10 protein-coding genes are annotated in these 15,509 nt (G+C 64.0%); 7 read left to right on the top strand and 3 right to left on the bottom strand.

The features are described from left to right. Positions 1–220: 220 nt before the first annotated feature. From ACE4QZ_RS15440 to ACE4QZ_RS15425, 4 genes are all read left to right on the top strand, one after another. Positions 221–1,063, top strand: coding sequence for a helix-turn-helix transcriptional regulator (locus ACE4QZ_RS15440; protein WP_010953510.1), 843 nt, complete (start codon positions 221–223; stop codon positions 1,061–1,063). A 42-nt stretch (positions 1,064–1,105) separates the two neighbouring features. Then, positions 1,106–2,488: an aspartate aminotransferase family protein gene (locus ACE4QZ_RS15435; RefSeq protein WP_021784818.1), complete on the top strand. Its 1,383-nt coding sequence runs from the start codon at positions 1,106–1,108 to the stop codon at positions 2,486–2,488. A gap of 197 nt (positions 2,489–2,685) precedes the next feature. Further along, entirely contained in the window at positions 2,686–4,179 is a 1,494-nt protein-coding gene (locus ACE4QZ_RS15430; RefSeq protein ID WP_021784817.1) for an aldehyde dehydrogenase, read from the top strand. A 152-nt stretch (positions 4,180–4,331) separates the two neighbouring features. Continuing rightward, positions 4,332–7,226: an HD domain-containing phosphohydrolase gene (locus ACE4QZ_RS15425; protein WP_021784816.1), complete on the top strand. Its 2,895-nt coding sequence runs from the start codon at positions 4,332–4,334 to the stop codon at positions 7,224–7,226. A gap of 120 nt (positions 7,227–7,346) precedes the next feature. Here ACE4QZ_RS15425 and ACE4QZ_RS15420 read toward each other — a convergent pair whose 3' ends face one another. Then, positions 7,347–9,059: an FAD-dependent oxidoreductase gene (locus ACE4QZ_RS15420; RefSeq protein ID WP_021784815.1), complete on the bottom strand. Its 1,713-nt coding sequence runs from the start codon at positions 9,057–9,059 to the stop codon at positions 7,347–7,349. A gap of 194 nt (positions 9,060–9,253) precedes the next feature. On the opposite strand from ACE4QZ_RS15420, the gene ACE4QZ_RS15415 reads away from it, so the two are divergent. The 3 genes from ACE4QZ_RS15415 (at position 9,254) to ACE4QZ_RS15405 (ending at position 12,066) form a co-directional block, all read left to right on the top strand. After that, the gene (locus ACE4QZ_RS15415) at positions 9,254–10,030 is read left to right on the top strand and encodes an IclR family transcriptional regulator (protein ID WP_021784814.1); all 777 of its coding nucleotides are present in this window, start codon (positions 9,254–9,256) and stop codon (positions 10,028–10,030) included. Between the two features lie 138 nt (positions 10,031–10,168). Beyond that, complete coding sequence (locus ACE4QZ_RS15410; RefSeq protein ID WP_021784813.1) at positions 10,169–11,221, top strand: Gfo/Idh/MocA family protein; 1,053 nt, start codon at positions 10,169–10,171, stop codon at positions 11,219–11,221. Between the two features lie 29 nt (positions 11,222–11,250). Then, the gene (locus ACE4QZ_RS15405; RefSeq protein WP_021784812.1) at positions 11,251–12,066 is read left to right on the top strand and encodes a sugar phosphate isomerase/epimerase family protein; all 816 of its coding nucleotides are present in this window, start codon (positions 11,251–11,253) and stop codon (positions 12,064–12,066) included. A 148-nt stretch (positions 12,067–12,214) separates the two neighbouring features. Here ACE4QZ_RS15405 and ACE4QZ_RS15400 read toward each other — a convergent pair whose 3' ends face one another. Both ACE4QZ_RS15400 and ACE4QZ_RS15395 read right to left on the bottom strand, forming a co-directional pair. Beyond that, a complete protein-coding gene (locus tag ACE4QZ_RS15400; protein ID WP_021784811.1) occupies positions 12,215–13,540 on the bottom strand; it encodes an MFS transporter in 1,326 nt (441 codons plus the stop codon). A 241-nt stretch (positions 13,541–13,781) separates the two neighbouring features. Beyond that, the gene (locus tag ACE4QZ_RS15395; protein WP_021784810.1) at positions 13,782–15,470 is read right to left on the bottom strand and encodes an FAD-dependent oxidoreductase; all 1,689 of its coding nucleotides are present in this window, start codon (positions 15,468–15,470) and stop codon (positions 13,782–13,784) included. Positions 15,471–15,509: the final 39 nt, after the last annotated feature.

The raw sequence follows: 15,509 nt of genomic DNA, 5'->3' as shown, positions 1-15,509 counted from the left end.
TGTTGTGCAAGGAGGTCGAGCGGAAAGCTCGCAGCGCTGGGGCAGGTCGATGCTCCCACACCCTGCAGGTACCCGGAATCACCCTTTGGGGTGAGCGGCCACTGCCCTTGCCCGGCTCACCCCAAAGGGTGATTCCGGTGCCAGCAGCGCCGTGGGAGTATCTGCTCAACGACGCACCGCACTGGCGGCGGTGCCACTGAAAAGAAACGGCAGGCCCACAGTGACTAATCAACTGCTTTCAGAACAATGGTTCGAGCACCAGGCCAAGGTCACCGAGGCGATCGGCCGGCCGGGCTTTGCCGCCAGCCTGTTTGCGGCACTGGGTGTGATCCGGCCGATCCAGGCGACCACGGTGTACCTGTACCCGCACGACGGCATGCCCTGTGCGCTGTTCGAGCAGGATGACAAGGCGCCTTGGCAGCCCGAGGGCAATGTCAGCCGCTACCTGTCGGGCTTCTACCTGCTCGACCCGTTCTACGGTGCTTGCGTGGAACAGGTCGAATCCGGCTGCTACGGCCTGTTCGAAGTGGCACCCGATCACTTCGAGGTCAGCGAGTACTACCAATCGTTCTATCGCCACTCGCACCTGGAGGATGAACTCAACTACATCCTGCAGGTGGCGCCCGGGCAAAGCCTGGCGGTGTCGCTGGCCTTCACCGACAAGCTGGATGGGCAAAGCCGCACGCGGTTCGGGCTCATCACGCCTTGGGTGCTGGCGGTACTCGGCAAGCATTTTGCCGGGCTGGACAGCCGCGCAGGCCGCTTCGAGAACATCCTCGAGCAACGTATCCATGCCGCCCTGAACAACTTCGGCAGCTCGCTGTTGACCGAGCGTGAATGCCGTATCGCCCAGCTGATCCTGCGTGGCCACTCGACCAAGTCGCTGGCCGAGCGGCTGGGCGTGTCGGAGGACACCATCAAGTCGCACCGCAAGAACGTCTACGCCAAGCTCGACATCGGCACCCAGTCCGAACTGTTCTCCCTGTTCATCGATGCACTGGCCAATGCCCAGGGCGTGCTGGGCAAGGACCCGCTGGAAAGCTACATGGGCAAGCTGCGCTGAACGCCAGCCGCCCTGCAACCCCACCGCAAAGGAAAACCAACAATGAACGCGCCTTTCGCCCCGCAACGCCAGACCCGTGACTACCAGGCAGCCGATGCAGCCCACCACATTCATGCCTTCCTCGACCAGAAGGCGCTGAACGCCGAAGGGCCGCGGGTGATCGTCGGTGGCGAACGCCTGCACCTGTGGGACAGTGAGGGCAAGCGCTACCTGGATGGCATGTCCGGCCTGTGGTGCACCCAGCTCGGTTATGGCCGCCGTGACCTGACGGCCGCTGCGGCCACGCAGATGGATCAGTTGGCCTACTACAACATGTTCTTCCACACCACCCACCCGGCGGTGATCGAACTGTCCGAGTTGCTGTTCAGCCTGCTGCCGGGGCACTACAGCCACGCGATCTACACCAACTCTGGCTCCGAGGCCAACGAGGTACTGATCCGCACCGTACGCCGCTACTGGCAGGTGGTTGGCCAGCCAAGCAAGAAAATCATGATCGGCCGCTGGAACGGCTACCACGGCTCGACCCTGGCGGCCACGGCGCTGGGCGGCATGAAGTTCATGCACGACATGGGCGGGCTGATTCCGGATGTGGCACACATCGACGAACCCTACTGGTACGCCGAGGGCGGTGAACTGACCCCGGCCGAGTTCGGCCGCCGCTGCGCCCTGCAACTGGAGGAAAAGATCCTCGAGCTGGGTGCCGAAAACGTTGCCGGCTTCATTGCCGAACCCTTCCAGGGGGCGGGCGGCATGATCTTCCCGCCTGAAAGCTACTGGCCGGAAATCCAGCGTATCTGCCGCCAGTACGACGTGCTGCTGTGCGCCGATGAGGTGATCGGTGGCTTTGGTCGCACCGGCGAATGGTTCGCCCATGAATACTTCGGCTTCGAGCCCGACACCCTGTCGATTGCCAAGGGCCTGACCAGCGGCTATGTGCCCATGGGGGGCCTGGTGCTGAGCAAACGCATAGCCGAGGCATTGGTAGAGCGCGGCGGGGTCTTTGCCCACGGCCTGACCTATTCCGGCCACCCGGTGGCGGCGGCAGTGGCCATCGCCAACCTGAAGGCGTTGCGTGACGAAGGCATCGTGCGCCAGGTGAAGGACGACACGGGGCCGTACCTGCAGCGCATTCTGCGGGAAGTGTTTGTCGATCACCCATTGATCGGCCAGGTGCAAGGGGCCGGGCTGGTGGCGGCGCTGCAGTTCGCCGAGCACAAGCCGACGCGCAAGCGCTTTGCCAACGAGAACGACTTGGCCTGGCAGTGCCGCACCTTTGGTTTCGAGGAAGGGGTGATCATACGCTCGACCTTGGGCCGAATGATCATGGCCCCGGCCTTGATCGCCAACCACAGCGAGCTGGATGAGCTGGTAGAGAAAACCCGCATTGCCGTGGACCGCACCGCTCGCTTGGTCGGCAAGCTCTAAGCCGTTGCCAAGGGCAACCGGTTTCCCCTGTGGGAGCGGGCATGCCTGCGAACACCGGCGAAGCCGGTGCCATCCTCCGTGTCGCCTGATTCGCGGGCACGTCCGCTCCCACAGAGGAGGCGCGGCGCGCTTGCGGACTGTGCGGTACCTGTTACTTCCGCAAAAAATGATCGCCACCGCGGTCGCCTGGAGTACAAATGTTCACCCTCGAATTCTGGCAACAACGCGCCTCGGACCTGTACCTGCCATCCAAAGCGCTGATCAATGGCAAACCCGTCAATGCACAGGATGGCGCCACCTTCGCAGCCATCAACCCCGCCACCAACAACCTGATGGCACAGGTAGCCGCCTGCGGCCAGGCCGAGGTCGACCTGGCCGTCGCCAGCGCCCGTCGGGCCTTCGAACATGGCCCCTGGCCGCGCATGGCGCCGGGCCAGCGCAAGAAAGTACTGCTGCGCCTGGCCGAGCTGATCATGGCCCATCGTGAAGAACTGGCCTTGCTGGACTCGCTGAACATGGGCAAGCCGGTGATGGACGCCTACAACATCGACGTGCCGGGTTCTGCCCATGTGTTCGCCTGGTACGGCGAGGCGCTGGACAAGCTGTATGACCAGGTGGCGCCCACTGCTGCCAATGCGCTGGCCACCATCACCCGCGAAGCCCTCGGCGTGGTCGCTGCCGTGGTGCCATGGAACTTCCCGCTCGACATGGCCGCCTGGAAGCTGGCCCCGGCGCTGGCTGCCGGTAACAGCGTGGTACTCAAGCCCGCCGAGCAATCACCGTTCTCGGCCCTGCGCCTGGCCCAACTGGCGCTGGAAGCGGGGTTGCCGGAAGGCGTACTGAACGTGGTGCCAGGCCTGGGCGAGCAGGCCGGGCAGGCGCTGGGCCTGCACCCGGATGTGGACTGCCTGGTGTTCACAGGCTCCACCCAGGTGGGCAAGTACTTCATGCAGTACTCGGCGCAGTCCAACCTCAAGCAGGTTTGGCTCGAGTGCGGCGGCAAGAGCCCGAACCTGGTGTTCGACAACTGCCAGGACCTGGACCTGGCTGCGGAGAAAGCCGCTTTTGGCATTTTCTTCAACCAGGGCGAAGTGTGTTCGGCCAACTCGCGGCTGTACGTGCAGCGTGCCATTCACGATGAGTTCATCGAGCGCCTGCAGGTCAAGGCTCGCCAGTGGCTGCCCGGTAACCCGCTGGATCCGGCGAGCCGCGCCGGGGCCATTGTCGATGCCGAACAGACCGGCCGCATTGAGGCCGCCATCGTGCGTGCCGGGCAAGAGGGCGCGCAATTGGTGTGTGGCGGCCGACGCCTGAACATCGAAGGTTCGGACAACTACATCGAACCGACCATTTTTGCCGGTGTCGAGGGCCGCATGAGCCTGGCGCGGGAGGAGGTATTCGGCCCAGTGCTGGCGGTCAGCGCCTTCGACACGGAAGAAGAAGCGGTGCGCCTTGCCAACGACAGCATCTATGGCCTGGCAGCTTCGGTTTGGAGCGACGACTTCAACCAGGTGCATCGGTTAGCGCGGGCGTTGAAAGCCGGTACCGTATCGGTGAACACGGTCGATGCGCTGGATGTGACGGTGCCGTTCGGTGGGGGCAAGCAGTCGGGGTTTGGCCGCGATCTGTCACTGCATTCGTTCGACAAGTATTCGCAGCTCAAGACCACCTGGTACCAGTTGCGCGGCTGATGCCCTGATCATGGCCCACGTCGCCTATGTCGCGGTACAAAGCCTTGCACGCTCGTCTGTAAACGTGTTGCCGGCCCGGCAGAAAGCTCACGCGCACTCTACACTGCTGCAGAAATCAGCCAAGGCAATGTGCCGCACATGGAGTACCTGGGATGGGCTGCGTGTCGACGGGGCGTGTTGTTGGCAATACAGGACGTGGTATTTCACTGCAGTGGCTGGTGGCGCTGGCCATCGTGCTGGGCATGCTGCTGCTCGGCGCTGCCCTGGCCTGGCAGGGCTATCGCGGTATTCGCCAGACCCTCGTGGCTGCTGCTGGCGATGCCGCCCAGCAGGTTGCCAAGACCATCGATGAGCGCGCCAGGCGCCTGATCGAGCCGGCGCAAAGCAGCATCCGTCTGCTTGCCCACAACACGACGCTTCACACCCAGGCACAGCGTCTGGATCGGCTGCCACAGCTGGTGGAAATGCTGGACGCCAACCGCATGCTCAGCGCCGCCTATCTGGGTTACCCCAGCGGCGAGTTCCTGTTGGTGCGTCGCCTGCGTGACCCGCAACTGATGCAGCGTTTCGCGGCCCCACCGGGCACGGCATTTCTGGTGCAGAGCGTCAGCCATGGCGAGGGCGCCAAGGTGCAGGGCGAGTGGCGCTTTTATGATCGGGCGCTGAAGCTGTTGCAGGCCCAGGCCAAACCTGACTATCGCTACGATCCACGCCTGCGCCCCTGGTTCACTGAAGCCACGGTACAGCCCGCTACAGTGCTGACCCGCCCTTATGTGTTCTTCACCACCCGTGAGGTCGGCTTGACCATGGCCCAACGTAGCGTCGACGGTGGGGCCGTGATCGGCCTGGACGTTTCGGTCAACGACTTGGCCAGTGAGATTCAGGACCTGCGCATGACCCCGGGTACCGAGATCGTTGTGGTCGATGACCGGGGCGATGTTGTGGCTTATCCGGACCCGCAGCGGGCAATCGTGCATGAAGGGCAAGGCGTGCGCCTGTCGCGTATCGCCGAGCTGGGCGCTCCCAGCCTGGCGCGGCTATACGCTGACATGCCGACGGGCAACCAGCCCCAGCCTTATCAGGTGGACGGCCAGACCTGGTATGGCATTCGCGTGCAGCTGACCACTCTGGCCGGGCACGACTTGCAAGTGCTGATTGCCGTACCTGGCCACGAGCTGCTGGTAGGGGCACGCAAAGTCTTGTTCGAGCAGTTGCTCTGGACCGTGGCGCTGATGGCTGTGTTGCTGGTGCTCGGCGGTGTGCTTGGCCGGCGTATTGGCCGCCCGCTGCGGCTGTTGCGCGAGCAGGTTCAAGGCTTGGCAAGCTTTGATTTCAGCCGTGAGGTGGGCGTGCACTCGCGGGTTTCCGAGGTGCGTGAACTGAGCCGCGTGTTGAGCCGAATGGCCGGTACGATTCGCCACTATCAGGCGATTACCCTTACGCTCAGCCGTGAGCGAAACCTGGAGCGCATGCTCGATGGCGTGCTGAGCCATCTGGTGGAAGCTGCCGCGGGCGACGCCGGCGTGGTGTACCTGTACGACGCCGAACAGGCTTTGCTGCGCCTGGCCGCCTCGTGCCGCGGTGAGCAATACCCAAGCGAACTGGCAGTGGATGAAGGCGCACGGCAGCACTTGGCTACAGCAGTGACCCGGGCCCTCGGCCTGCATGAGCGCAGTCTGGCCGTCGTGCTGAATGACCGTAGCCAGGCACTGTTGGGCATCCTGGTCCTGCAAATGGACGAAGAGCAGGCGCCTGAGCGGATAGGCGAGGCATTCCGGCGCTTTGTCGAGGAGTTGTCCGGTGTGGCTGCAGTGGCTATCGAGACCCGGCAGTTGGTCGAAGCCCAGCAACGGCTGCTGGACGCCATGATCAAGCTGTTGGCAGACGCCATCGACGCCAAGAGCCCCTATACCGGTGGCCACTGCGAGCGGGTGCCTCAACTGGCGCAGATGCTGCTGGACCAGGCAGTGGCAGCCGACAACGGCCCGTTCGCCAGCTTCAGCATGACCGAGGCAGAGCGATACGAGTTCCGTGTGGCAGCCTGGCTGCACGATTGTGGCAAGGTCACCAGCCCCGAGTACGTGGTGGACAAGGCGACCAAGCTGGAGACCCTGTACAACCGCATCCACGAAGTACGCATGCGTTTCGAAGTGCTGTGGCGCGATGCGGAGCTGGCTTATTGGCAAGGCCTGGCCAGCGGCGTCGACCAGCAGGTACTGAAAGCCGCACTGAGCCGAAGCCAGGCCGAGCTGCAGGACGACTTCGCTTTCGTCGCCCAGGCCAACATCGGCGGCGAGTTCATGCAGGACACCGATATCCAGCGCTTGAAGGTGATCGGCAAGCGTCGCTGGTTGCGCCATTTCGATAACCGCCTGGGCATCTCCCGGGATGAAGCGGAACGCCTTGTCGGCGTGCCGCAGCCTGCACTACCGACAGAGGAGCCATTGCTGGCCGACCGCCCCGAACACTGCGTGCCCTGGGGCACCCGCACGCCGCCGGTGGTCAAGGACGACCCGCGGAATATCTGGGGGTTCGACATGCATCTGCCAGGCCACGCCAGCAACTACGGCGAGCTGTACAATCTGTCGATCCGCCGTGGCACGCTGACTGACGAAGAACGCTTCAAGATCAACGAACACATCGTGCAGACCATCATCATGCTCAGTGCGCTGCCGCTCCCGCGCCAGCTCAAGCGGGTACCCGACATCGCCGGCAACCACCACGAAAAGATGAACGGCAGCGGCTATCCGCGCCGCCTGGGCGGGCAGGACCTGGGCGTCGCCGAGCGGGTGATGGCGATTGCCGACATCTTCGAAGCCCTGACGGCAGCAGACCGGCCTTACAAACCCCCGAAGACCCTGTCCGAGTCGGTGAAGATCCTGGTGTCCATGGCCCGCGAGGGACACGTCGATGGCCAATTGCTACAGCTGTTCCTCAGCAGCGGGGTATATCGCCAATATGCCGAGCGCTTCCTGCGCACCGAGCAGATCGACGAGGTGGATGTGGCCTACTGGCTTGAGCAGATTCAGGAGCACAGCGCAGCGTGACCTGTGAGCGGAGGGACGACAACGCTGAAAGATCAGACCGCGTGGCGCTCGATTCAAGCGCCACGGCCTTTCCCTGCGTCCTCCTGAAGCGTGCCGACCACCCGTATATTGTGGATCAGCTCACTCATACCCCTGCACCCCGGCAATGTGCCGCCCGGCGACGTAGCCAAAAGTCAGCGCCGGCCCCAGGTTGATACCGCCCGACGGGTACCAGCCACCAAACACGCTGGCCATGTCGGTACCTGCTGCGTACAGACCTGCGATCGGTTGCCCGGCCTCATCCAGCACACGGGCATTGCCGTCGGTGCGCAACCCGGCAAAGGTGCCAAAGCAGCCGGGCTTTACTTTCACCGCATAAAACGGCCCGTGTTCGATGGGCGCTACGCACGGGTTAGGGCCCTTGTGCCGTGGGTCGCCCTGCTTGCGGTTGAACGGCGTGGAACCGCGGCCAAACGCCGGGTCCTGGCCGCTGCGGGCATGGGTATTGAAGTCAGTGACCGTGGCGCGCAGCCCGGACGGGTCAATGCCGCAGGCCTGGGCGAGCTGCTCGAGCGTGGCACCGCGTTTCAGGTAGCCGTTGCGCACATGCGGGCCTACCGGCAGCGGTGCCGGGCGGGCATGCCCCAGGCCATAGCGGCGCAAGAAGCGATGATCGCAAACCAGCCACGAGCACACCTCCTGACCTTGCGGCACTGCAGCGACCATGGCCGACACATAGTCGTAATAGCCATGCGCTTCGTTGACGAAACGCTTGCCGTTGGCCAGCACGCCGATAACGCCCGGTTTGCCGCGCTCGATAATGTGCGGGAAGTGGCCGACGCTGCCGTCGCGATACGGCACCTGTGAAACCGGTGCCCAGGCCACCGGCGACTTCAGGTCGGTGGCAACCACACCGCCGGCGGATTCGCCCAGGCGCAGGCCATCACCAGAACACCCCTTGGGCGGCAGCGCCAGGTTATCGTGGCCGCTGGCGTCGCGCGGGAACAGTTGCTGGCGCCGGGCGTTGTCATTGGGGAAACCACCTGCCGCCAGCACCACGGCCTTGGCGCGGATCAGCTGCTCGCCCTGTGGCGTAGCGACCCACGCCCCGCGTACCTGGCCATCCTCGATCAGCAGGCGTTTGACCGGCGCCGACGCTTGCAGGTGCACACCCAGGTCCTGTGCGGATTTAGCCAGGCGCGCCACCAGCGCCACACCGTTGACCAGGTGCATGGCCCGACCATGGCGGGCCAGGTGGTACAGGTGGCGGCCAAAGCGCTTGCACACGTGCAGCAGGGCTTTGGGCGAGCGGGTCATGTTAAGGAAGGCGGCAAGGTCGGTACCGGCCATGATCGGCATGCCCATGAACGAGGTTTCGCGCATGGTCTTGCGCAAGCGTGGCAGCAGGGCGCCAACCTCGCGGGCATCGTAGGGCGCGGCGATCACCTGGTGGCCGCCAAGAGCTGCCCCCGGCGTATCGCCATGCATGTCCGGGATGCCGTTGCCGTCGGCAAACTGCAACGCCGTGTACTTCTCGAAAAACGCCACCATGTGCGGGCACGCCTCAAGGAAGGCATCGACGCGCTCGGCATTGTAGTTTGCCCCCAGCTCATGGCGCAGATAAGTCCGCGGTTGCTCGATGTCTTCCTCGATGCCGGCCCTGCGCGCCAGCGGGTTGCGTGGCACCCAGGCCCAGCCGCCGGACCAGGCGGTGGCACCGCCAAACACCCGTTCTTTCTCCGCCACGATCACCTTCTGCCCATGCCAGGCAGCCGTGACGGCCGCCGCCAGCCCGGCGGCGCCAGAACCTATGACCAGTACATCGCATGCGGTTTCGAGAGGAGCGGAAGACATTGCGGGTTTCCTGTGTTTTTATTGGAACAATGTTCCACATTTTTATCGGCGGCGGGTGGTCCTGCAAGGTCAGGTCGGGCATGTCAGGCAAGAACTGGGCGATCATCGGACATTCGAGGTGGCCCGAGCTGCGCTGGCTGGCGACGATGTGGAATCATCTTCTAGAATCCGCAAAAAAATCAGGGACCTGTGACATGGCTGGTAGTCAGATCGAACGCGCCTTCAGTCTTGTAGAAAGCCTTACCGGTGAACCCCAAGGGCTGCCGTTACAAACCCTGGCCGAGCGCCTGGACATTCCCAAAAGCGCTGCCCACCGCATGCTCACTGAGCTGGTGCGGCTGGGCTACGTGCGCCAGAACCGGGAAAGCAGCCGCTATCAGCTGTCGGCCAAGCTGGTAGCGCTGGGCTTTCGTTACCTCGCCAGCAGCGGTGCCGACATCATCCAGCCGATTCTTGACCGCCTGGCCCAGGACAGCGGCGAACTCGTGCGCCTTGGGGTGATCGACGGTGCCCGGCAAACCTGGATCGCCAAGTCCCAGGGGGCCCGCTCCGGGCTGCGCTACGACCCGGATATGGGGCGCGACGCGCCGCTGTTCTATACCGCCTCCGGGCATGCCTGGCTGGCCAGCCTGGACGATGAGCAGGCGCTGCAGATGGTGTTGCGCCAAGGTATTGCCGACCCCGACCAGTTCGGCCCGAACGCGCCACGCTCCACCGATGAATTGCTCGCCTACCTGCACCGCGCCCGCGAGCGTGGCTATGCCTGGGTCGAGGAGACCTCCGCCATCGGCACCTCAGCCCTGGCCGCAGTGATACGCCGCCCGCAAAGTGACGAGGTGATCGGCGTGCTGAGCATCGCCGGGCCCAGCGCGCGGCTGGCACAGAGCCGCCTTACAGCGCTGGCACCGCTATTGCTGGCGGCGGCAGAAGAGCTGTCGGCGGCCAGCCCAGCCAGCGAGCTGTTTGCCTGAGGGGATATTCCGGTCGATTACCGCACAGTCTGTTGCGCCCGTTCTTCTGAAAAGCTGAACTTGGTTCTAAATTGTCGAGTGTGAATTTTGGAACCTGGTTTCAGAATTTCATAACAACAATGACAAGAGGACAGGCTGTTGAACGCACCCCTTCGTATTGCCTTGATTGGCGCCGGCATCATGGGCCGGCAGCACTACCAGCACTTGCGCAATGTGCCGCAAGCCCAACTGTGTGCGGTAGCCGACCCCGGCCCGCAGGCCGAGGCCTTCGCCGCCGACTGCGGCGTGCCTTGCTTTGCCGACCACCGGCAAATGTTGGAGCGAGTTCGCCCCGAGGCAGTGATTGTCGCCAACCCCAACAACCTGCATGTCGCCACCGCCCTGGATTGTGTCGAGGCTGGGGTGCCGGTGCTGGTGGAAAAACCGGTGGGGGTGCACCTGGATGAAGTGCGTGCACTGGTGGAAGCTTCAAACCGCCAGGGTGTGCCGGTGCTTGTCGGTCACCATCGCCGACACAATCCGCTGATCGCCAGGGCGCACCAGGTGATCAGCGAAGGCAAACTGGGCCGTCTGATCAACGTCACCGCGCTATGGCAGCTGCAAAAGCCCGACAGCTATTTCGAAACGCCCTGGCGTCGCGAGCCAGGGGCCGGCTTCTTGCTGACCAACCTGATCCACGACCTTGACCTGTTGCGTTACCTGTGCGGCGAGGTGGTGCAGGTGCAAGCCTTCACCCGCAACGATGTACGCGGTTTTGCCAACGAAGACAGCGCCGCAGTGCTGTTGCAGTTTGCCAACGGTGCCCTGGGCAGCCTGACCGGGTCTGACGCGGTGGCTGCTCCGTGGAGCTGGGAGCTGGACAGTGGCGAAAGCCCTGTGTACCCGCGCCAGGATGGCCAGCCGTGCTATCTGCTGGCCGGTACCCAAGGAGCACTGAGCATTCCCCAGCTCAAGCGCTGGCATTACGCCGAGGCAGGCTCGGGCTGGCATACGCCCCTGTTGCAAAGCTCGGAAAGCATCCCCGCCGGCGAGGCATTGACCCTGCAATTGCAGCATTTTGTGCGGGTTGCCCGGGGTGAACAGGTGCCGCTGATCGACGCTGCTGACGGGGGGCGCACACTGGCGCTGATCGAAGCGATAAGGCAGGCAGCCCAAAGCGGTCGGGCTTGCGCGCCCGAGCACATTGGCTGATACAACCTTACTATTGCTGGTGATGATAAATGACTGATCGAATTTTTTCCCTCGCGGCCCTGACGGTGCTCGAGCTGTCTCCACCGGACATGGTCGAGGCCGCCGCCCGAGCGGGTTACAGCCATGTCGGCCTACGGCTGGTACCCGCCACCGAACAGGAGCGGCATTTCCCGCTGGTAGCCGATGCCGAACTGCGCCGGCAAACCCAGGCGCGCCTGCGCGACACGGGTATCAAGGTGCTCGACCTGGAGATCCTGCGCCTTGAACCGGCAACCTGTGTGGCCGACTTCGAAGCGATCCTGGCGGTGGGCGCCGGGTTGGGTGGCACTGAATTGCTGGTAGCGGGCAACGACCCCGACGAAGCGCGCCTGACCGAACGCTTTGCCGCATTGTGCGAGCTGGCGGTGCAATACGGCATTCACCCTCACCTGGAGTTCATGCCCTGGACCGACGTACGTGACCTGCGCCAGGCCATGCGGGTCGTGGCCAACGCCGACCGTGCCAATGGCTGCGTACTGGTAGATGCCTTCCACTTCAACCGCTCCGGCTCTTCACTGGACGACCTGGCGCAGCTGAAGCCGCAGCGCATGCGCTATGCCCAACTGTGTGACGTTGCTGGTCCGGTACCGGCCGACATGGACGAGATCCTGCGCCAGGCGCGTAACGAGCGACGCTTCCCGGGTGATGGCGATGCCGATCTGGTTGGCCTGTTGCGCGCCTTGCCGCCTAGCGTGCCGCTGAGCCTGGAAATCCCCACGCGGCAATTGCTGGAGCAGGGCATCAGCGGCGAGCAGCGCGCGCGCATGGCGCTGGAGAAAGCCCAGGCGGTGTTGGCCGCGGTCTGATCGAGCGAACGTGGCGCATGGCACCGGCTACGCCACGTTCGCGAGTGAACCCACACCGAACGCTGCATTGTCGTTGTCCGCTTCTCAAGAAACTCCAAGCCAAAAAAAGGGCCCGCAAGGGCCCCGTAGAGGTAAGTGACTAGCGCTCTCAGGCGCTCTCGACCTTGCGCGGTGCCATGACATACATCCACACCAACGCCAGGAAGTACATGGCGGGGATCATGGTAAACAGCACGGCATAGTTGTTGTTGGTAGCGGTCAGCACGCTGCCGACAATCTGCGTCATGAACATCCCGCCAATTGCCGCACACATGCTGCCGAAGCCGAATACGGTGCTCACCAGGTGCTTGGGTGTGTAGTCCATCACCAGGCTCCAGATATTCGCCGTCCACGCCTGGTGCGCGCCTACCGCGATCGAGATGGCCGCCACCGCGACCCACAGCCCACTGGCGTTGGCGGCAAAGATGACGCTGAGCATGGTGCAGGCAAAGATCAGCATGGACACCAGCCGCGCTGTCGTGGCACGCACGCCACGGCCGATCAGCCACGACGACAGGATGCCACCCCCGATGCTGCCGAAGTCTGCCGTCAGCCAGATGATGATCAACGGGATGCCCATCTGGGTCACGTTGATGCCGAGGCTGTATTGCTGGTTCAGGAACGGCGGCAGCCAGTACAGGTAGAACCAGAACACTGGCGCGGTCATCGCATAGGCCACTGCAAAAGCCCAGGTGCCACGCAGGCGCAGGATACGGCTGAACGGCACGCGGGTCGGCTCGGGCTCATCATCCTGCTGGATGTACTGCACCTCGCTCTGACGCACGCGGGGGTGGTCTTCAGGGTTGTAGTACTTCAATACCCACAGCACGACCCACACCAGGCCCAGGCTGCCCATGGCGATGAACGCAGCCTGCCAGCCCCACACAGCCAGGATCAGCGGCAACAGCGCAGGGGTGACCATGGCGCCAACATTGGTACCGGCGTTGAACAGCCCCGTTGCAATGGCCCGCTCACCCGCCGGGAACCACAGGCGCACGGTCTTGACGCAGGCTGGGTAGTTGGCGGCCTCGGTCAGGCCGAGGATGAAGCGGCAAACCATGAAACCTGCCGCCGAGGTGGCCAGGCCGTGGGCACCCGTGGCCAGGCTCCACAGCAGTACAGCGAAGAAGAAGGCCCGTTTGACCCCGACCTTGTCGATCAGTCGGCCTTGCAGCAGAAAGCCGATGGCATAGCCGACCTGGAACCAGAAATTGATGTTGGCGTAGTCCATCGCCGTCCAGCTCATTTCCTTGGCCAGCACGGGCTGCATGATGCCGAGGGCGGCGCGGTCGATGTAGTTCAGGGTGGTGGCGAAGAACACCAGGGCGAGCATGCCCCAACGGGTCTTGCCGACGCCGAAGGCGCCGCGGAGCTTGTCGCCGATCGAGCCCTGGGACATCCGGGGCGCGGCGGGGGGGATCTTGGAGTGGTTCATAGACTGCTCGTTTCTTGAAATTGTATTCAGCTGCGGTGCTACGGGTGCGTGATCGTTTCCCAGGCAGGGGGGCACGCAAGGCCGGTGCATGGTGAGCAGTGAAGACGGCAGCGTCAATTCGAGAGACGGGCTACTGTTCGGTTATCGAACGGTTGCGTTGGCCGGCGGGCGCGGCAGGTATTCACGTCACTGAAGGGTAGAAGGCTTTGGCCTTGGTTGCCTGATGCGCGCAAAACCGACATCAATGATGTGCACAGCCCCCGCTCAACGCTCTACCGGCCAGATACCCGAAGGTCATCCCTGGCCCAAGGGTAATGCCGCCGCTCGGGTAGTACCCACCCATCACGCTGTGCATGTCGTTACCCACTGCAAACAACCCGGGTATCGGCTGCCCTTCGTGGTCCAGTACGCGGGCTGAGGCGTCTGTGTCCAGGCCGGCGAAGGTGCCAAGGCTGCCTGGCAGCAGTTTCACCGCATGGAACGGCCCCTTCAGCAACGGCCGAAGCGACGGGTTAGGTGCCTGCTGCGGGTCGCCTTGGGCCCGGTTGTAGGCCGATGCGCCACGTAGAAAGGTTGGGTCTTCACCTTGTGCCGCATGATGGTTGAAGCCCTCCACCGTGCGCTGCAACTGCTCGGCGTCGATCCCGCAGCGCTGCGCCAGTTGCGCCAGGGTAGCGCCGCTGTGCAAATAGCCACTGCGCTGATAGAAGCGGGTAGGGAAGGGAAAGGGCTTGGCCCAACCCATGCCATAGCGTCGTTGCGCAGCATGGTCGCAGATCAGCCAGGCCTCCGGCTGCTCAGCCTGCGGCGTGGCGGCGAAAAGCGCGTTCATGAAGTCGTGGTAGCAATCGGCTTCGTTGACGAAGCGCCGACCATCGCGGCGCACGGCGATGAAACCGGGCTTCGCGCGGTCGATCAGGTGTGGAAAATGGCCGAAATGGCCATTGCCGCGCGGTACCTGCGATACCGGCGCCCAGGCGCCCCCGTGGGCGCCTGCCGCAGACACCTGGCCACCCGCCTGTTCGCCCAGGCGCAAACCGTCACCGCTATTCTCCCTGGGCGCAGCGGAGTAATGCTGGTCACCGTCCGGCGCGTGCGGCATCAGTTGCGAGATACGCTGGCGATCATGTGGGAAACCACCGCACGCCAGCACCACACCACGCCGTGCGTAGATCGTTTGGCCGTCGGCAAACAGCGCGCCGTTGACCCGTTCTTCGCACAACAACAGTCGGCTGGCCGCTTTCTCGGTCAGCAATGTCACGCCACGATCAAGGGCGCTGCGCAGCAGGCGCGCTACCAGCGCGTTGCCATTGACCAGATGTAGGCCGCGACGGTGCAGCAGCAGGTCTCGGCCATGGCGCAACAGGCGCTTGCCAACATGCAGCGCTGCCTTTGGCGAGCGTGTGGTGTTGAAGAAGGCAGCCATGTCGGCACCTCCGGCAATGCCCATGCCGGCCAGGCTGACGATGTCCAGCGGCGGGCGCAACTTGTGCAGCCAAGGCCCTAGCCGTCGCCCGTCGTAAGGTAATGCACACAGCGAGCGACCGCCGCGTGCACTGCCATCGCCTTCACGCATGTCGGGCATACGGCTACCGCACTGGAACTGCACGGCAGTGTGTTGCTGGAAGAACGCCACCATTTCCGGACCATGGCGCAGGAAGGCGCGTTGACGCGGGTCCAACTCGCGGGTGTGGGTTTGCGCACGCAAATAGCGCTCCGGGGCATCGTCGGCTTCGACGATGCCTTCGGCGATGGCCAGAGGGTTGCGCGGTATCCACAACCAGCCCCCCGACCAGGCGCTGGTGCCGCCCAGCTGGCTGGCTTTTTCCGCGACGACCACTGTCAGGCCATGATGCGCGGCGGTTACGGCGGCAGCCAGGCCTGAGGCGCCGGAGCCGATGACGAGTACGTCACATTCAAGGGGGGGCATGGAAGGGGTCCGCTCGGCTGTTGGAAGAGGTGGTGTGTG

The sequence above is a fragment of the Pseudomonas sp. DCA-1 genome, assembly GCF_046523955.1.
Classification (GTDB): domain Bacteria; phylum Pseudomonadota; class Gammaproteobacteria; order Pseudomonadales; family Pseudomonadaceae; genus Aquipseudomonas; species Aquipseudomonas putida_Y.
Note: the sequence above shows the minus strand (reverse complement) of the source record. Positions and strands in the feature narration are given on the sequence as shown.